Here is a 17,271-nt window from a genome sequence, read left to right as displayed (position 1 = left end):
GTTTCCCTAGTCGATCGAGTAGGCCTCCTGGCCGTGCTCGGAAATGTCGAGACCGATGTCCTCCTCTTCGGCGGTGACCCGTACGCCCATGACCAACTTGATCAGGTAGAAGACAACGAAGGAGAAAACGAAAGCGAATAGCGCGTAGGACAGGGTCCCGATGAGCTGCCACAGGAAAGGAGCTTCGCCGAAGATGCCCACGGCCAAGGTTCCCCAAGCGCCGCAGACGCCGTGCACGGAAGTGGCGCCGACCGGGTCGTCGATTTTAATCTTTTCGAAGCCGAGAATGGCCAACACGACGAGGGCCCCAGCGATCGCTCCGACTAGGATCGCGGGAGCGGGCATCATGGAGTCCGCTCCGGCAGTGATGCCGACGAGTCCTGCAAGTACGCCGTTCAAGGCCATCGAAACGTCCGGCTTCTTGAGTACGAATTGGGTCATGAGCATGCTGGCCAAGCAGCCGGCCGCCCCCGCGAGGGCAGTGTTGGTCACGACCAAGCCGATCATTTCTGGGTGGGCGCTCAATACGGAGCCGCCGTTGAATCCGAACCAGCCGAACCACAGAAGGAAGACGCCGACTGATGCGAGAGGCATGCTGTGGCCGATGATGGGCTTCTTGGGACCGTCCGTCCCGTATTTTCCTCTTCTCGGGCCGAGTATGAGGACGCAGGCGAGGGCCGCGAAACCACCGAAGGCGTGAACGACCGAAGACCCCGCGAAATCGTGGAAGCCGTTGCGGTCGAGCCAGCCGGTGCCCCACTCCCAGGAACCGGCTACCGGATAGGCGAAGCCAACGATGAGGAGAGTGAATACCATGAAGCTGCCTAGCTTTACGCGCTCGGCGACCGCCCCTGAAACGATGGTTGCGGCGGTAGCGGCGAACATGGCCTGAAAGATGAAGTCCGTCCACCAGGTGTAGTTGGCGTACTTGGCGCTCATGAGGTCGAGGTAGTCGGCAGGGTTTACATCGATCCAAAAGCCGAGCGACATGATGCCATTGAATTCAGAACCTGGATACATCGTGCGAAACCCGAAGAGAGCGTAGAGCAAAAGCCCGGAGCTGATCACGAACAGGTTCTTGAAGATAATGTTGATCGTGTTTTTCGCTCTGGTGAGGCCTGATTCGAGAGTGGCGAAGCCTAGGTGCATCATGAAAACGAGTACCGCGCAGACGATTAGCCAGACGTTGCCGATGGTGAAGAAGGATTCTTCAGCGGTAATGGTGTCGATGTATTCGCCGTAGTTGCCCTCGGTTACGCGATGCTGGGCGAAGAGTTCGCCGGTGATCGAAAGAGCGAAGGTTGTTAGCAGTAGGAAGAGACTCGGGCGAAGGAGTCTCGAAAAAGTGGATACTTTATTCATCTGTTGATGTTTCTGTTGTTTGGAAGCTGAAGAGGTAGTCGAGGATGGCGTCTATGTCCTCGGAAGGGATCATGGGTCCCCAGCCAGGCATGCCTTTTTCCATTATGCCTTCGCGGATGGATTTTTCCACGCCGGCTCGGCCCTCGCCGTGAAACCACTTTCTGTCGAAAAGATTGCTTGGCGAGTCGATGCTGGGATCTTCCGGCCCGTGGCAGGCTTGGCAGAACATGGCATAGGTCTCCTTGCCTTTTTGGATAGAGGCCGGGTCGGCCTTCGCTGGGCTGGGAGACTGGGGATTTGCGCAGGCGTAGGCGAGCGCGAGAATGGAAGAGAGGCTCGCTCCTGCGAAGAACTTCGATGCAAATTTCATGATGCCATGGTACGTTCGTGAATGCTCTTTACCGCGATCCGAGCTGCCTCGAAGGCGCCCGCTTGCCAGCCGCCGAGGTGGCTGGCCCAACTTGCTGCCAAGTATAGCTCTCCCTCTGGCTTGATAAGCAGCGGGTAGAACGTTTTGAGCATCGCTTGCGGGAAGTGGGCCAAGCAGCCCTCGATGTGAGGGATGGAGGACCAATTTACGGAGAAGGCAGTTTCGAACTCCTCGCGGTATTGCGGGTGAACCTTTTCACCGTGAGAAAGGGCGAACTCCAAGCGTTGCTCCGGGGTCATGCGACCGAGCTGGTCGGAGGTGGGGCCGAAGACGTAGTAGCCGCCCATGATCCCTTTTTTGCCCATGAATCCATTTGATGGATACCATATTTCCGCCACCGGGAGGTTGGTCCAGGAAATGCCGCCGTAAATACGGTCGTCCTCTTCCCAGAAACGCCTCTTGAACTGCATGCCGATCTTGCCGGAATTTTGGAAGGGCACGATGTTGAGCGTATTCTTGAGCATCGGGGAAAAGTCCGTCTGCAGGCGACGCAAAATCGTGGGCGGAATGGTGCAGACGCAGTAGTCTCCGCTGAGCTCCTTGTCTTCTCCGTTTACTGTATAGACGACGCGGGCTCCGGGGTTGGTGCGGCGGATCTCCTTTACCTGGGCGCCGTAGACGATCTTGTCCTTTACCTTCTCGGCGAGGGCCATGGGGATTTTGTCCATACCGCCTGCTGGCGTGAACATTTGCGATTGGTACTGGTATTCGTTGGCTCGATGGAAGAGGTTTCCGAATCCAGACTGCAGCAGCTCCGAGAATTTGTAGGGCTCTCCGAGTTCGCCCTCCTGCAAGCCGCCGCCTGGCCAGACTTTGTAGCCGCGTCGATTGTGTCCTCTGTATTCGTGTTGGGAACCGCTGAGGCCTCCCTCGTAGTGGAGAAAATCGAGAAGCGCTTCCTTGTCGGATGCGGTGAGCTCGGTGTCGAGAGCCTCGTCGTCCGCGACCTTGGCGAGAAGCTCGGCAGTGTAGCCACGCAAATCTGTCTTCACTTCACGGATACGTGCACGTTTTCCTGCCATGGGACCAATGTCGCCTTCGCCGTAGTAAAACGCGTTTTCGTTCAGGTTGACGAAAGGTTGAACCTCCACACCAAGCTCCCGGCAGTAGTCCATGGTGACGTGCCATTGCGGAAAGCGAGAGGGGCCTGGGTTGAAGTAGAGTCCTTCGTCGAACTTGCAGGTTTGAGAGGCGCCTGTGGTTTCGGTGATGGTGTCCCCGCGGCGTAGGGTCATGCTCCGACCGCCGGGGATGGCCCGGGGTTCGAGGATGACGCAGTCGAAGCCGAGCTTGCCGAGCTCGTATGCGGTGGTGAGGCCCGCAATTCCGGCTCCTAGGATCAGCACGCGTTTCTTCGACTTGCCGCCGATATGCGTGAGACCCGTCAATTCCGCTCCGTGGCCTGTCGCTTGAGTCATGAGTCCGAGCGCGGTCATTGTTGTGAAGGCACAACCGCCGTACGCCCCGACTTGCCGGATGAAATTCCGGCGAGTGAGTTTCGCTTTGGTAGACATCTTTTTGTATAAAATAGTGCGCTGAGCGCCTTTTGTTGGGCATCAGCAAAGCCCGTGCCTATTTGTCGAAGAATTGTCGATACGGGGGCTTGGCTAAGCAGTATTAACAGCTCCTCGTCGACGATTTGTACATTAGTATAAGGGCCGAAATGAAAACGCGCCGTTTTCGTTGTTTTTCTGTATGGGGAGGCTTTTGGGCATGGCACGTGCTCAAAGCAGGTGTTTCGATTTAACCTAAAACAATCAAAAAGATGTCTACTACAACGGTACCGAAAAAGTCGGGGCATGGCTCCGCGTCTCTCATAACATCGCTCTTTGCCGCAGCGACTTTTGCGCTTTCTCCTCAGGTGGCCTTCTCTCAGCACGAGGTTGACTCGAGCGAGGGCAGCGCTGGTCCTATCAAAATCAGCGGAAACGAAAACGCGTTTGGTTACTCGCAGATGGCCATGATGGCTATCATGCAGGAGTTGCCGGACATTAATCGCTATGCTTGGGAAGAGTCCCAGGCGTTGATCGAAGCGATTGCCATGCGTGAAATGGTACCCGGCGATTACGTCGTTCCGACGGCCGGTTCCGGCCCAGTGCTGCAGATGGCTGCCATGGCTTACGCCGCTCCGGGCAAGAATGTGGTTTCCGTCGAGCCAGGCTACACTCAATTGGTCCGTACTTTCGACGCCTTTGGTGGCGAGACGAAGCTGGTGCCGCTCAACGACAAGCTTGAGTACGACCTCGACGCAGTTAAGGCGGCGATCGACGAGAACACGGTGATGGTTTATCTCTGCAATCCGAACAACCCGACCGGTACGGTCGTCGATCCGGACGCCCTCAAGACTTTTATTCGTGAGCTCCCAGAGGATATCGTCGCTTTCGTTGACGAGGCTTATCTCGAACTTGCCGACGGTGGCTTGGCGGCTCACAGCATGGTCCCGCTCGTCCGCGAAGGTGAAAACATCATCCTCGCTCGTACCTTCTCCAAGGTATACGGAATGGCCGGACTTCGCGTTGGATATGGTATCATGAAGCCGGATACGAAGGCCAAGCTGCGCAAGTACCACATGGGTGGCCCAAACAAGCTCGGTTGCGTTGCGGCTGTCGCCTCCTTGCAAGATACTGCTTTCTTTGAGCAAAGCGTAAGCAGCTACCGCTCGGTACGCAAGATGGTCACCGACCGCCTCGACGAACTGGGAATCGAGTACGCGTATCCGCAGGGCAGCTTCGTCTTCATGAAGACCGGAGTGCCTATCAAGGAATTTCAAGGGTTGATGGAAGAACGTCAGATCATGGTAGGTCGTCCATTCCCTCCAATGCTCGACTGGTGCCGCGTTAGTATCGGCACTGAAGACGAAATGAGCACTTTCCTCACTGTTTTCGAAGAGGTGATGAAGGGCCAAGGAAAGCTTTAGGATTAGTCAGTCATGTCGTCAGCTTCAGCTAGCCATCTGAATGCTGTCGATTCGTTCAGTTGAGCCGGTCTAGGGCGTTGGTGAGGTCTGCAGTTGCGGATCCTGCCGACGGCTCAGGCCGGCTTTTTATTGGGAGTTTATTTCACAATGGTTGGAAAGAATGCGGGAAACAGGAAGGGCGGAGCGATTAGCCGCCGCGATTGGATACGAAATGCGGGGGTAATGTCCTTGGGCATGGCTCTTGGAGGTCGCCTGCTTGGCCAAGCCGCTCCGGGCGCTCAAAGCCGGATCGCTAGGTATCCAGAGTTAAAGCACATCAATTTGGCAGGTAACGAGAATCCTTTTGGCCCCTCGCAGAAAGTCAGCATGGCGATCATGCGCGAGGTGGGAAACAGCTGCCGATACCCGTTTAGGGAGGAAGAGATCCTCAAGGATCGGATTGCGGAACGGGAAGGCGTTCCTTCGGACCACGTAATATTGGGCAACGGATGCGACGAGATATTGGCTTTGGCTGCTGCAGCGTACGCAGCTCCTGGAAAGACGGTGGTTTCGGCGAGTCCGACGTATCTGCAGCTTGGAGAGCACGCTGAAAAGAAGGGCGCTCATGTGGAGTGGGTGAGTCACGCGAAGAGCATGCAGCACGATCTGCAGGCCATGCTGTCGGCGGTGGAAGAACGCAAAGCCGTATTGAGCTATATTTGCAATCCGGATACGCCCTCCGGGACCATTTGCTCTGCCGAAGACATCAAGAATTATTGTATCAAGGCGAGCGATACAGGAGCGGTCTTTCTCGATGAAGTCTATTTGGATCTATTGCCAGATTTCGCTGCTCAGACGCAGGTGGAACTCGTTAGGCAGGGCTATCCCGTTATCATTGGGCGCTCGTTTTCCAAGATGCATGGCCTGGCGGGACATCGTATCGGTTACGCGATCGCTCGTCCGGAAATCGTAGAAAAGATGGGGCGCTACAAGATGTCGAGTCCGAGCTATCTGGGCGTGATCGCTGCGATAGCGAGCGTTGATGACGACGCGTTTCACGCTCGATCTCGCGAGTTGATAGCGAAGGGCCGTCAGGAATTTTGCAGTCTGTTAGACGAGTTGGGACTCGCGTACACTCCTTCGGTAGGGAACTTCGTATTCCACTATACGGGCATCGAAATTCGCGAGTTCCAGAAGCGCATGAAGGACCGTGGCTTTCTAGTGGGAAGACCGTTTCCGCCATATGACGACTGGTGTCGTATCAGCATCGGCACGCCAAAGGAGATGGCTGACTACGAGAAAGCGATGCGAGAGGTTTTCGCCTCCTGAGTAGCGTGTCATGTATCGTGAGTAGCGCCGCGCTTTAGGCCGGCGTCCGCGCTGAGAGATCTGTCTTCTTTGGTCGCTGGCTAAAGTGCGGGTTGTCGCCTTCGGATCGGCTCAGCGCTAGGTCGCATGCGACATTCGGCGCGTGGCAGGACTCTAGGCAAACAAAAGCGCCCGACTTGTTAAGTCGAGCGCTTCAAAGTTGGATCCCAGGTAACTGTAGTTGGCGAATAATTACATGTGTTGCGACGAGTGCAGGCGTTGCATGAAGAAAATTCTCCTATATCGAATCAAAATAGAATTGATCTTATGCGCCCCGAACCTATCAATCGTAGTCAGCTCTGGTTCGCAGTTGTTACCTGTTTACTAGACATCTTCAGTTAGCAACGTGCGTGCCAGAGCTACCCCACTTTTCAATTTTTTGGATATTGAAATTTTCTCCCCTCCTGTTGCGCAGGCGTTTGGGCTTTATTTGTTCAGCATTGAGCTCGCTAAATAAATCCCTTAGAAAAAGTAAGCTGCAGGCTAGGGTTAACACCCCGCAGAAGAGTGCAATTTGATGCATTCCCATGATCGGAAAGAGGCTTCCGCCTAGTATTGATCCCAATGCTTTCCCTAGATGGCTGCTTGTTTGGTTGAGGCTGACCCGGAGTCCTTTTTGCAGGGGATCCCCGCGGTTGTTTATCAGGTACTGCAGACCGGGGATGCGCAAGGAGACGGCGCCGAGCGTCAGGGCGAAGAACAGGGTCGCGGCGTTGAGGCTCGTCAGTCCGGGATAGACGGAGGAAAATATGAGCGTGTTGAGGATCAGGGATATGGCGATGGTGAGCTGGGGCCTTAGTTTCGTTAGGCGTTGGAGGATCGCGGTGAATACGAGCACTTGCAGCAATCCTCCAGCTAGGTACATGGGAGCGATCTCGGAAGGTCTCAATGCAGCGGTGGAAAAGAGCCAGAGCGCGAAGCTAACGTAGAAGGTTGAGAGCGCGGTGAAGCTTAGGAAGGAGGCCGCGGCGATCAGGTTGAAGTCTTTGTCCTTGAAGGTTTCGCAGGAACGGCGGGCGTAGTTGGCGATCCATTTGGCTGCGGACTTGTTATGGTTGGGGTGGGTGGGGTTGGGAAGCAGTCGATAGGCAAAGGGGATACAGGCGAGGGCGAAGGCTCCGTACAGGGCGCAGACCCAGAGGAAGTTGGTCCAGTCCATCAGCCAAATGCCGAGAGGAATTCCCACGGTTTGGCCGATGGCGTAGCCGCAGAGCGTTTTTCCGGAGAGGGCTTGCTGCCTGTCCTTGCGAAAGGTGTCGCTGAGGAGGGTCGAGGGAAGTCCCATGAGGATTCCGGTAGCGAAGCCGGTGGCGACGCGCAGGAGAAGCAGCGGGATGTAGTGTTCCGCGATGGAGTGGGGGATGAGCGAGCTGCCCAGGAGAGCGAGACCGGTGAGCAAGGTCCGCTTCCTTCCGAATCGGTCAGAAAGCGGCCCTGCGACTGCGGCTGCAACTCCGGCGGCAATGGGTAGGGCTGCCAGAAGGCTGGTGAGCTGCGGGCCGCTTAGCGATAGCTGGTCGGCAAGGGATGGAATGCCAATTACCGCAAGGGCGGCCTGCGCGGAATTGACGAGGCTGACGAAGAAGAGCGTCTTCCACGCTCTCGCTTCGTTGAGGCGTTCTTTTTCGATCGCGGTCATCGGGCCGCGACTCTAGAAAGAGCGCGAAACGTTAAAGGTGCCAAACCAGGAACTGTATTGATTGCGGGTTACGCGGTATGGCGAGCCCTCGTAGGAACGTTCCGGGTGGTCGGTAAGATTCGAGAGGTTGATGCTTAGCGTCGTTTTCTCGTCAAGTCGGTAGCTGCTGCGGGCGTCTAGGCGAATGACCGCTTCCCTGTATTCGTCTTGAGAATACGAACCTCCAAGGTCGTCGAGGGCCTCGCTTTGGTAGCTGAGGTCGATGCCGGAGGTGAGGCTTCCGATGGTGCCCTTTAGGCTGAGCTTGCCGAGGTGCTCGGAGCGTTCCGGCGTGGGAAGGATGTCGTCAGGTCGCGACTGGACATTGGCTTCCGAGTCCGAGTAGGTGTAGGCGAAGCTAGCGGTGGCGCTGTCGAGGAAGCCAAAGTCCTTCGCCGTCTTGCTCCATTGGATTTCAAACCCTTTTATTTTGGCCTCTTCGCCATTCTGCACACGGCTGACCTTGTAGATGGTGGGGGTACCTTCTTCCAGTATGGTGTCTTCGGATACGGAACCGTAGAAAAAGTTCTCGATATTGATTAGGTAGCCTTCGATGGAAAAGGTGCCGAGCGTTTCGTTGTTCTTTGTCCACGAAAGGCGGAACTTGTCGATCTCGGTAGGATTTAGGTCTGGGTTCCCTTCCGATATGCTGCGGGTTGGGATGCTGATGCGGCGGTAGTCTACGATGTTGTAGTATTGGGGACGCATGAGTAGCTGGAACCACGCGGCTTTCCAAGTGGTGTCAGGTGTGGTGTTGTACGAAACCTCGGCGCTGGGTATGAAGTTAGTGTATGAGTTTTCCGAGTACAGGTCCTTTATGATCAGGTCCGAGCCGGAATTGGGATCCTCGATGATCTCGATCAGTTCCCCTTCTTCGGGGTCGTTTACGGCCTCAGGGATGATTACGGTACCGCGGGTCGCCGTTTTGGTTCGTTCGAGGCGCCCGCCAAGTTCGTAGGTCCATTCGCCGACTTTTCTCGTTCCGAGCAGGTAAGCCGAGCTAACGGACTCCTCAGCAGTGTAGGACTGGGGCGCGGATTCCACTTTCTCGCGAAATTCGTTGCTCACGAAGATTTCCGGATGCTCCTCCACGAATGCCCGGCTCTTGCTGGGTGAAAGGCCAGGGGGCTGAGTGTAGGTGCCGGAAAGGAGTGGGGAGCCCGAGTGGTCGAACGCGACTTGATCGAGGGTGAAGCTGTTTCCTGTGATCGGGAGAAATACGGTGCGATCCTCCCAGGTGTTTCTCTCCTTTTCGCGATGGAGGGCGCCGGTTTGGATCCAGTAGTCAGCCCCGGCGATCGAAAGCTGCCGGTCAGCGTCGACGCGTGCTGCGAGGTCGCGGTCGCGTGTCGCGCTGTCGTGGATACGCAGATTCGAGAAGGCTGCGGTGCTGGTGTCGAGCAAGTCGATGCCGTTGTGCACCGTTATGTTGGGAAGGTAGGGGTCGTCGACTTGGTAAGAAAGGTCGAGGCCTCGGTCCTGGAAGTTCCAGTTGTACCACAGTGTGTTGAGATCCCACTTTTGAGTATACACGGAGTAGTCGACGGTCCAGTCGTCTCCGTTGTAGGTTCCTCCGAAGGTGTTGTGGAGGCGCGTTCTGCGGTTCTCGGTATCGCCGAAATAGCGGCGGGTACGAGCGTCCTCGAAGGAGGCTGCGAGGATTGTGCCGTCGTCCGCTACCGATTGGGAGCCATCGACTACAGTTGCGGCGCCGGTCTGCAGTTCGATTCGGTTGCGGTAGGAATCGTCCGCGTAATCTTGGTAGGAGGTCTTGAAGTAGAACTCGTGACGGTCGTTGGGTCTGAACCCGATTTGGGCGGTCGCGACCGTGTTCTCGGTCAAGATTTCGTCGAAGGAAAAACGAGGGCGGTCGAGGTAGTAGGTTTCCTCGCCAGGGCTTTGCAGCCACACGGACTCATAGTGCTCGATGAGTCGATCTGAGGCGCTGTCTTTGTATTGGGCAGCGATGACCCACTTCTTTTCAGGATCGAGCGCCTTTGAGAAGGAGAGGCTGTAGCCGCTCTTCCCGATGCCCGACTGGTCGTTGAAGTTCAAACTGTAGCCTAAGGTCAAGGAGTCGCTTGGGTTTGCGTTGGGCGACCTGCTAGGGAAAAAGGAGCGAAAGTCGACGCCTTCGCCGTCGGCGTCAGCTCCGGGGCTGGTCCCGATGTCGCCAAATACCTGATACTCGGAGGCGATTGGATTTCGTTTCACCAAGATGCGTCCTCGCTCTCGCGGGCTTTGGTTCGTCTCGTCCTTTTGCTCGGCAGCGGGAGCGGCTTCTCTGGGAGCGGTGGAGCTCGGGCTTATGGTGCTGGCAGCGGTTTGCGACTGGCCGGCTGGTGCTGTTAGGCACGAGCATAGCAGCGCTCCCGCAACCGTTACGGGGTTGCTTCTGAAAGGCTTCATTTAGACATCTTTTTGCGGCGAGCATCAACGCCCGTCCAAGAGGGCGGCGAGCAGACTTTGCGCCATGAATGCGTGTGTCGCCGTAAATTTTGGAGGTGCAAGCAATTGAGCAAAACGCCCTCCGTGACGGGCTGCTCTATTTTGATCGTCGAACCTGGCGAGGGGGCTGGTGTACCGTCGTCGCTTCGGCGCTACAATAATATATAAGGGATGGGAGGCTTCGGTTTCGGGCGCGGCGGGGGCTGCGTTTGTCGGTAGTTACTCTGTAGTTATAAAAGTAATACGACTAATTATGAGGCGTATTGATGGAACGGGGATCGTCGAAAGGGAGCAGCGATAGCGGAGAATTGAGGATTTGTTCCAAATTTATTCCACTTCCGTTGAGCCGTGGCTGTTTTGGCATCGTTGATGCTAAACCTCAGGTGGTTTAAAGCTAAACTCAAACCATACAAAAAGATGTCTAAATCAACACCGTTAAACGCGGATGGCGTAGCTATGTGCTCGCATCCCTCCAGCGGCGAGAGGTCCAAGGGGACTCTCGCTAAGGCAGCAATAGCTCTCGTGCTAGCAGGACTCAGCTTCGAGTCGGTTGCCCAGGATTCAGGTTCCGGAATGGAAGTCTTCGAAACCTTCACAGCTGTTGGCCAAGGCGAAAGTCGCGCCAACAACTCTCTCGACCTCGAGGCCCTCGAAATCGCGATGCCCGGAGCGCTTCCGGAAAAGATGGTCGACAAGATCCCGGGGGTAAACGTGGTAACGCGTGACCCCTTTGGTTTCTACGAGTTCGGTAACGACATTCGCGTTCGTGCCTTCAATATCTCCAACCTGGGGGTAACCCTTGACGGCGTGCCGGTCGGTACTTCCGATCCTCGCTATGGTAGCCCGATCGGTCGTTTGGTCGATTCCCAGAACCTCACCACCATCAAGGTTTCCCAAGGTGCGGGCGACGTAACGACTCCTGCCTACCAGGCGCTTGGCGGTTCGCTCCAGTATTTCACCAAGGATCCCTCCAAGGAGCAGGGCGCGATGTTCAGCGCCACTTACGGCAGCTTCGATCACATCAGCCTCTTCGGTAAGTACGAGATGGGCGAAATCGCTCCCGGCTTCACTGGCTACGTGAGCGGTTCCCACTTCGAGTTCACTCCGCGCGGACTTGACGGATTAGGCAAGGGCATGGCTCGACGCTACGAAGCGAAGTTCAAGTATGAGCTTCCTTCCGACAAGTTGGACATCACTTACGCCGTTACCTACAACGACCGTGACGACTTCGACACTGCCGGTTTGGATTGGCAGGAATGGCAAGATGCCGAAGCGGGGAACTACCGCGGTACCGGCTTTGGCTACCGTGAGTACACGCCTTGGGATTTTCCCGATATGCCTGGTGGTTCCTTCCAGTACGGAGATTTGAGCGATCAGGGACGTAACCTTGGTCCAGTAAAATACATAGATTCTTCGGTCGGAGCCGGTGAGGGCGTGAACGCCATCTACTACGACAAGTGGAAGAATGGTCGTATGGATACGCTCCAGCGCTTCAAGTTCGACTTCGATTTCGAGCCGGGCAAGTCCATGGAAGTTGTCACCTACTACCAGGACAAGAACAACTACGGTCTCTGGGGACGTGACCAAGCCTACGCTCAGACTCAGGTCCGTGCCGCTTACATGAACGATCCAAGCCGTACCGATATTTGGGGGCAGATGTGGTATGACGCAGCGGGTAACGCTATTGGCGAAGACGGCAGTATAGTAACCGAGTATGGTGACGAGCATGCGATCGTCGCCCCAGGAACTCCGACATACGCTCCAGGCGTGACCTTCGTTCCTGGTGTTCCAGGCCGTACGGCTCGTGACGAAAACTTCGGTGGTCATCGCTACGGTGTGACAGCTTCCTACACTTGGGAAACTGAGAACAACAAGCTGATCGTGGGTGGCTGGTACGAGTTTGACCACCACGGTACGGAGCGTCCTAACTTCAACTTGGACGGTGGTTCGATCCTCGGCGCTTACCGCTACGACCAGTTCAACTTCACCAACTACACTCGCTACATCGACCAAGATGTAATGCAGTTCTGGGTACAAGACACTTGGACAACAATGGACGGTAATCTTGAAGTTATCGCTGGTGTGAAGGCGATCACCCTCGACCGTGACGCGAACGGATTCCTATCCATCTCCGAGTGGCTCAAGAACGAGGAAACCTTCCGCTCCACCAAGTACGAGGACATGTTCCTGCCACAGTTCGGCCTGCTCTACACGGTCAACGACAACACGGAAGCGTTCTTCAACTACTCTGAAAACATGGCTACGCCTAATTCAGGTACGATCACCACTGCAGGTGACACCTTCGACCCAGACATCTTGAAGCCAGAGTACTCTGAAAACTTCGACATCGGTATTCGCGGAAACATCGGCAGCAGCAGCTACACGCTTCAAGCTTACAGCGTCAGCTACACCGACCGTATCCTCTCGGTACCTGTGCCAATCGATTCTCCGAACGCTGGTGCGGCCGGTAACACTCGTTACCAAAACGTCGGCGGGGTTGACTCTTGGGGTATCGAAGCTTCGGGAGACATCAAGACCGGTATCGAAGGCTTGAGCTTCAGCGGTTCTATCGCTCTACAGGAAACCACCTTCCAAGAAGACTTGCTCGATTCCGTCGTCCGCATCGCAGCGGGTGATCCAATACCAACTGCCGGTGAAGGTTACCGTGTCGCATCGACAAGCGATCCTCTCGCTTACGAAATCTACCAAGATATCTCTGGCAACGATCTCGGCAACACGCCGTTCCTCACTGCTAACTTCGACGCGATTTACACCAAGGGGAACTGGAAGTTCAACTTTGGCGGCAAGTACTACGACGACGTGTATGTCAACACGCTGAACACCCAGCCTGTAGACTCCTACACGATCTTCGATGGCGGTATCGCATACACGGGTGCGTCCGACACGCCTCTTGAAGGCTGGAAGGCATCCCTCAGCATCTCGAACCTCTTCGACCAGTACATCTGGTACGCACGCTCGTACTCTGGAACAAGTGGCCAGGTCCTAGCGGACCGTGGACGCAACGTCGCGCTGACGTTGTCGACCAAGTTCTAGGCCTCTCAGCGTAGATCATTTGATCTGAATAATAGGAAACTCAGCCGCGGCGGTGCCGGGTAGTTCCGCCGCGGCTTTTCCAAATAACCCCCTACCCAAAGCTCTAAGCTAAAAACAACATGCTAGGTTTACACACAAAGACTTTCAAATGCTTGGCCGCTGCTGCCACGCTATCGATTTCAGCCACGTATTCAGTATCTGCGGACGTCGTTAAAGATACTCAAAACGTATTGAGCGAGTGGATATCTCTCGAAAAGCAAATCTCGGAAGAGAAATTTGCCTGGGTCGAGCAGAAGGAAGTTATCGAGAACTCCATCGAGTTCATGGAAACTGAGATCGCGAGCCTCAAGGACATTATCAAAACAGCGGAAGAAACCGCTTCCGCCGGCGAGAAGAAGCGCGCCGAGCTCGACGAGAAGAAGGAGGACCTCGATGAAGCCACTCAGGTGATGACCGCCGCAGTGGAAACGTACGAAAAGCAAATCAAGCAGCTTTCGCTCACCTGGCCTCACGCTTTTCGCAAGTCAGTGGAAACCTTCCTGAAGCGCATCCCGAACGAGGAGCAGAAGGAAACCACCCCGATCACGATTCGCCTCCAGAACGTGGTCGCTATCATGTCGCAGTTTGAAAAGTTTCAAAGCGTCGTAACGAAAGACACTGGTATCCAGGAAGTCGGCGGAGAGTCCAGAGAAGTGACTACGCTCTACTTCGGGTTCGCATACGCGTACTTTGTAGACGGTACGGGTGAGTATGCGGGTTATGGATACCCATCGTCGAGCAAAGGTTGGGATTGGACGCCAGACGCTACCATAGCCGAAAAGGTTTCCCAGCTCGTCGCGATCTACGATCGCACCGTTGACGCAAGCTTCCTCGGAATGCCTGCCAAGATCGTTACGCCATAACTTTTAATCCTAGGAGGACATTATACATGAACAAGATTTCCAAGATAGCCTTAGCGCTACTCGTTTCAGCAATGCCGTTGATGGGCCAGAGCGCGCTCGATACGGCATCCGCTAATGCTCAAAAGAAGCTCGACGCCTCGCTGGCAAAGCTTTCCGACCTCCGCGAGACGATCGGTAAGGAGAAGATTCCGCTTACCAAGGAACGCGACTCGCTTTTTGCGGAGCTGCGTGACCTTCGTCGCGAAGCGAACCGGGCCCAGCGCATCAGCGACAATCAGAGCTCGGACCTCTCCAGTTTCGAGGATTCCATCAAGGCGCAGGGCGAAATGGTGGACTACCTTATCAACCTATCCGCCGAGTTCGGGCGTACCTTCGGTTCTCAGCTGGATCCCTCGGAGTTCGAGTTCTACGGCGAGAAGATTACCGCTAGCGAGATTGCCGCGGAAGATCCGCATATTTCGCCGGTTGAAAAGCTGGAAGCCCAGAAGTCAATCATCGCTGCTGGGCTCGCCCGTATGGAAAGCCTCTCTGGAGGCGCGACCTATGAAGGCAAGGCCATCACCAGCGAAGGCTTGCTCGAAGAAGGTACCTTCGTTCGCTTTGGACCGATCACTTACTTCGCAAGCAAGAGCGGAAAGGCCGGTATCGTAGAGCAAGGCAACTCCACCGAGCCGCTAGTGATGCCGATCATGAAGGGTGAATTCGACGCCGGTGTGGTCGCTCTTGCCTCTGGCCAGGAAGCAGCTCTTCCCATCGATGCAACTCTGGACAATGCAATGGCCATCGAGGCGACCAAGGAAAGCATCGGAGAGCACATAGGAAAGGGTGGTATCTGGGTGTATCCAATCCTCGGATTCGCTTTCGTTTCGCTTGCGGTAGCCGCCTTCAAGGCCTTCGAGCTGATGACGCTGCCCAAGCCCAAGGACGGCTTTCTGGCCGAGGTGCTGGCCAAGCTGGCAAGCAAGGACAAGGAAGGCGCGGCTCACGCTGCCAACGCTACCTCTGGTCCGATGGGCAAGATGATCCAGCAAGGCGTGAAGTACAGCGACCACAACCCAGAGCTGGTAGAAGAGATCCTCTACGAGTCCATGGTAGAGACTCAGCCCAAGGTCATGCGTTTGCTGCCTTTTATCTCGGTAACGGCGGCAGTTGCTCCGCTGCTTGGCCTGCTGGGTACGGTAACGGGTATGATCAATACCTTCAACCGTATCAAAATATTCGGTACGGGCGACGCGAAGTCGCTTTCGGGCGGTATCTCTGAAGCGTTGATCACTACCGAATTCGGTTTGATCGTGGCGATCCCGGCCCTCCTGCTCTACGCGATTCTCTCGCGAAAGGCGAAGGGCTATCTCGCTCGCATGGAAAAGATGTCCATCAGCTTCGTGAACGGCATCAAGACCATCGCTTAACATGGAAGGCATCGTCCAAGAAACGCTAGAGCTTTGGATAGCTGGAGGGGCTTTGATGGTCCCGCTCGCTATCCTCGGCGGAGTGATCTACTTCGCGATCTTCGAGCTCTATCTGTACATGAAGAAGAAGAAATTCTACATGATGGATGCCAATGAGCTGGGTCACTGGATTGACGTTCCCAAGGATGCGAAAGGGGATGTGGCGGAGATTATTCACTACACTCAAGACGGGGTCAAGGACATGGATGGGGCAAGGGCCCGCTTCGAAGAAGTTCGGGTTTCCCACCTGCCGGTCCTGCAGCGTCGCCTGTATTTCTGCAACATCCTGGTAGGAGCGGCTCCATTGACTGGATTGCTCGGTACCGTGATGGGAATGTTAGGGACCTTCTTTGGCCTGTCGGTCAGCACCGGAGGCAACACCATCGACCTGGTTGCCGGCGGTATTTCGGAAGCCTTGATCACCACCCAGACGGGCTTGGTGCTAGCGATTCCAGCTTACGTGATGATGACGGTGGTCAAGAAGCAGATCGGCGAGCTCGACTCCTTCTTCAACCGCATGGAGATCCTCACCATCCTCAAACTCGAGAAAAACAATTTAGCAAAGTAGGGTATTATGAAAGCAAGACGTTCTATTTTAGAGGGCGAAGCAGAAAGCGATGAGATTAACATCTCTCCTTTGATCGACATGGTCTTCATCCTCCTGATCTTCTTCATCGTTACCACGGTTTTCGTAGAAGAAACGGGAGTTGAGGTGAACAAGCCTCAGGCTGCCTCGGCGTCCGATCTGGAGAAGAATAGTATCCTAATCGCCATTACGGATAAGGGAAAAATCGTATACGGCGGCAAGGAAGTGGGACTCTCGGGAGTGCGCTCCATCGTGCGACAGCTTGTATCCAAAGATCAGATGCCGGTTATCATCCAAGCGGACAAGACGGCTTCTATAGATCTTTATACGAGAGTGCACGACGAGTGTAAGCTCGCTGGAGCCAACACGGTGAACTTGGCAACCGACGGTTAGGGGGCTGGAGACCTCTCAAGTTATTATGGGATCACCATACAAGTTTTACAAAGGACCGGAGTTCAAGAAGCTTCCCATCGGTTCGGGAAGCCTCGCAGCTCTCGCAGTGCTGGCCATGTTCGGCATGCTGCCGTTCACCCAGTTCTTGGCTGGCTTGAAGAAGCCGGACTTGCAGGTGCGCGAGTTCGACGTGACGGTGCCGCCGCCGGCTTTCACGCCGCCGGAACCGCCGCCGCCCGAGCCGCCGCCCGAGCAGGAACCGCCTCCAGAGATGGAGCCGCCTCCGCCCCAGCTGTCGCTTTCGCAGTTGAACATGGCTTTGAATCCTGGAGTTGGAAACGCTCTTGCGGGTGGCTTCGCTCTGGGAGAGGTCGGAGTCAGCGCCTCGGAGACGATGAACGAAATCAGCCTGTTCGAGATCAGCGACCTCGATAGCCCGGTTTCAGTGCTTCGCAAGCCGCCGTTCCAGTTCAGCCCCCGCATGAAGCGGGAAAAGAAGGAAGGCTACATCACGATGGAAGGCGTGATCAACGCCGACGGTACGGTCACCATTTCTTCGGTGAAGCAAACCATCGACGAGGATTATACCCGACTCTTTCGCGAGCACTTCGAAGGCTGGGTTTACCAAAAGCCGACGGTCGCAGGCAAACCTGTCCAAGCCCGCGTCGTATTCGAGAATATCAAAATCACTTGGCAGTAACTTTCT

At 55.5% G+C, this 17,271-nt stretch carries 13 protein-coding genes; 8 read left to right on the top strand and 5 right to left on the bottom strand.

Translation table 11 applies throughout. The annotated features are described in order from the left end of the window. Nucleotides 1-6 precede the first annotated feature (6 nt). From IEN85_RS04495 to IEN85_RS04485, 3 genes are read right to left on the bottom strand one after another with little or no spacing between them, the layout of a single operon-like run. Nucleotides 7-1,362 carry an ammonium transporter gene (locus IEN85_RS04495; RefSeq protein ID WP_191615867.1) on the bottom strand — a complete coding sequence of 452 codons (1,356 nt, stop codon included), beginning with the start codon at nt 1,360-1,362 and terminating at the stop codon, nt 7-9. Beyond that, a complete protein-coding gene (locus tag IEN85_RS04490) occupies nt 1,355-1,732 on the bottom strand; it encodes a c-type cytochrome (RefSeq protein WP_191615866.1) in 378 nt (125 codons plus the stop codon). The genes IEN85_RS04495 and IEN85_RS04490 overlap by 8 nt, the downstream gene beginning before the upstream one ends. Then, the gene (locus IEN85_RS04485; protein WP_191615865.1) at nt 1,729-3,306 is read right to left on the bottom strand and encodes a flavin monoamine oxidase family protein; all 1,578 of its coding nucleotides are present in this window, start codon (nt 3,304-3,306) and stop codon (nt 1,729-1,731) included. The genes IEN85_RS04490 and IEN85_RS04485 overlap by 4 nt, the downstream gene beginning before the upstream one ends. A gap of 251 nt (nt 3,307-3,557) precedes the next feature. Here IEN85_RS04485 and IEN85_RS04480 point away from each other — a divergent pair, with 251 nt between their 5' ends. Then, on the top strand, nt 3,558-4,709 hold the full coding sequence (locus IEN85_RS04480) for a pyridoxal phosphate-dependent aminotransferase (protein ID WP_191615864.1): 1,152 nt from the start codon (nt 3,558-3,560) through the stop codon (nt 4,707-4,709). Nucleotides 4,710-4,856: 147 nt separating this feature from the next. Continuing rightward, the gene (locus IEN85_RS04475; protein ID WP_191615863.1) at nt 4,857-6,017 is read left to right on the top strand and encodes a pyridoxal phosphate-dependent aminotransferase; all 1,161 of its coding nucleotides are present in this window, start codon (nt 4,857-4,859) and stop codon (nt 6,015-6,017) included. A gap of 373 nt (nt 6,018-6,390) precedes the next feature. Here IEN85_RS04475 and IEN85_RS04470 read toward each other — a convergent pair whose 3' ends face one another. Beyond that, on the bottom strand, nt 6,391-7,695 hold the full coding sequence (locus tag IEN85_RS04470) for an MFS transporter (protein WP_191615862.1): 1,305 nt from the start codon (nt 7,693-7,695) through the stop codon (nt 6,391-6,393). Between the two features lie 12 nt (nt 7,696-7,707). Then, the gene (locus IEN85_RS04465) at nt 7,708-10,143 is read right to left on the bottom strand and encodes an outer membrane beta-barrel protein (protein ID WP_191615861.1); all 2,436 of its coding nucleotides are present in this window, start codon (nt 10,141-10,143) and stop codon (nt 7,708-7,710) included. 456 nt (nt 10,144-10,599) lie between these two features. Between IEN85_RS04465 and IEN85_RS04460 the strand changes: the two genes are divergently transcribed. The 6 genes from IEN85_RS04460 to IEN85_RS04435 all read left to right on the top strand — a co-directional run bounded on the left by IEN85_RS04460 (nt 10,600) and on the right by IEN85_RS04435 (nt 17,265). After that, nucleotides 10,600-13,236, top strand: a complete 2,637-nt coding sequence (locus tag IEN85_RS04460) for a TonB-dependent receptor (protein ID WP_191615860.1) — start codon at nt 10,600-10,602, stop codon at nt 13,234-13,236. Between the two features lie 119 nt (nt 13,237-13,355). Next, complete coding sequence (locus tag IEN85_RS04455) at nt 13,356-14,138, top strand: DUF3450 family protein (RefSeq protein WP_191615859.1); 783 nt, start codon at nt 13,356-13,358, stop codon at nt 14,136-14,138. Between the two features lie 26 nt (nt 14,139-14,164). Beyond that, on the top strand, nt 14,165-15,547 hold the full coding sequence (locus IEN85_RS04450; RefSeq protein WP_191615858.1) for a MotA/TolQ/ExbB proton channel family protein: 1,383 nt from the start codon (nt 14,165-14,167) through the stop codon (nt 15,545-15,547). 1 nt (nt 15,548) lies between these two features. Continuing rightward, complete coding sequence (locus tag IEN85_RS04445; protein ID WP_191615857.1) at nt 15,549-16,154, top strand: MotA/TolQ/ExbB proton channel family protein; 606 nt, start codon at nt 15,549-15,551, stop codon at nt 16,152-16,154. A gap of 6 nt (nt 16,155-16,160) precedes the next feature. Beyond that, nucleotides 16,161-16,565 carry an ExbD/TolR family protein gene (locus IEN85_RS04440; RefSeq protein WP_191615856.1) on the top strand — a complete coding sequence of 135 codons (405 nt, stop codon included), beginning with the start codon at nt 16,161-16,163 and terminating at the stop codon, nt 16,563-16,565. A gap of 25 nt (nt 16,566-16,590) precedes the next feature. Then, entirely contained in the window at nt 16,591-17,265 is a 675-nt protein-coding gene (locus IEN85_RS04435; protein WP_191615855.1) for an energy transducer TonB, read from the top strand. Nucleotides 17,266-17,271 lie beyond the last annotated feature (6 nt).

This window comes from Pelagicoccus enzymogenes, assembly GCF_014803405.1.
GTDB lineage: Bacteria > Verrucomicrobiota > Verrucomicrobiia > Opitutales > Opitutaceae > Pelagicoccus > Pelagicoccus enzymogenes.
The sequence above is the reverse complement of the archived record's forward strand: the minus strand, read 5'-3'. Positions and strand labels throughout refer to the sequence as shown.

What these genes read in the sequence shown, in the direction of transcription:
- IEN85_RS04435 (WP_191615855.1), top strand. Translation starts at nt 16,591, where the DNA reads ATGGGATCACCATACAAGTTTTACAAAGGACCGGAGTTCAAGAAGCTT.
- IEN85_RS04450 (WP_191615858.1), top strand. Translation starts at nt 14,165, where the DNA reads ATGAACAAGATTTCCAAGATAGCCTTAGCGCTACTCGTTTCAGCAATG.
- IEN85_RS04455 (WP_191615859.1), top strand. Translation starts at nt 13,356, where the DNA reads ATGCTAGGTTTACACACAAAGACTTTCAAATGCTTGGCCGCTGCTGCC.
- IEN85_RS04485 (WP_191615865.1), bottom strand. Translation starts at nt 3,306, where the DNA reads ATGTCTACCAAAGCGAAACTCACTCGCCGGAATTTCATCCGGCAAGTC.
- IEN85_RS04490 (WP_191615866.1), bottom strand. Translation starts at nt 1,732, where the DNA reads ATGAAATTTGCATCGAAGTTCTTCGCAGGAGCGAGCCTCTCTTCCATT.
- IEN85_RS04470 (WP_191615862.1), bottom strand. Translation starts at nt 7,695, where the DNA reads ATGACCGCGATCGAAAAAGAACGCCTCAACGAAGCGAGAGCGTGGAAG.
- IEN85_RS04475 (WP_191615863.1), top strand. Translation starts at nt 4,857, where the DNA reads ATGGTTGGAAAGAATGCGGGAAACAGGAAGGGCGGAGCGATTAGCCGC.
- IEN85_RS04465 (WP_191615861.1), bottom strand. Translation starts at nt 10,143, where the DNA reads ATGAAGCCTTTCAGAAGCAACCCCGTAACGGTTGCGGGAGCGCTGCTA.
- IEN85_RS04445 (WP_191615857.1), top strand. Translation starts at nt 15,549, where the DNA reads ATGGAAGGCATCGTCCAAGAAACGCTAGAGCTTTGGATAGCTGGAGGG.
- IEN85_RS04440 (WP_191615856.1), top strand. Translation starts at nt 16,161, where the DNA reads ATGAAAGCAAGACGTTCTATTTTAGAGGGCGAAGCAGAAAGCGATGAG.
- IEN85_RS04495 (WP_191615867.1), bottom strand. Translation starts at nt 1,362, where the DNA reads ATGAATAAAGTATCCACTTTTTCGAGACTCCTTCGCCCGAGTCTCTTC.
- IEN85_RS04480 (WP_191615864.1), top strand. Translation starts at nt 3,558, where the DNA reads ATGTCTACTACAACGGTACCGAAAAAGTCGGGGCATGGCTCCGCGTCT.
- IEN85_RS04460 (WP_191615860.1), top strand. Translation starts at nt 10,600, where the DNA reads ATGTCTAAATCAACACCGTTAAACGCGGATGGCGTAGCTATGTGCTCG.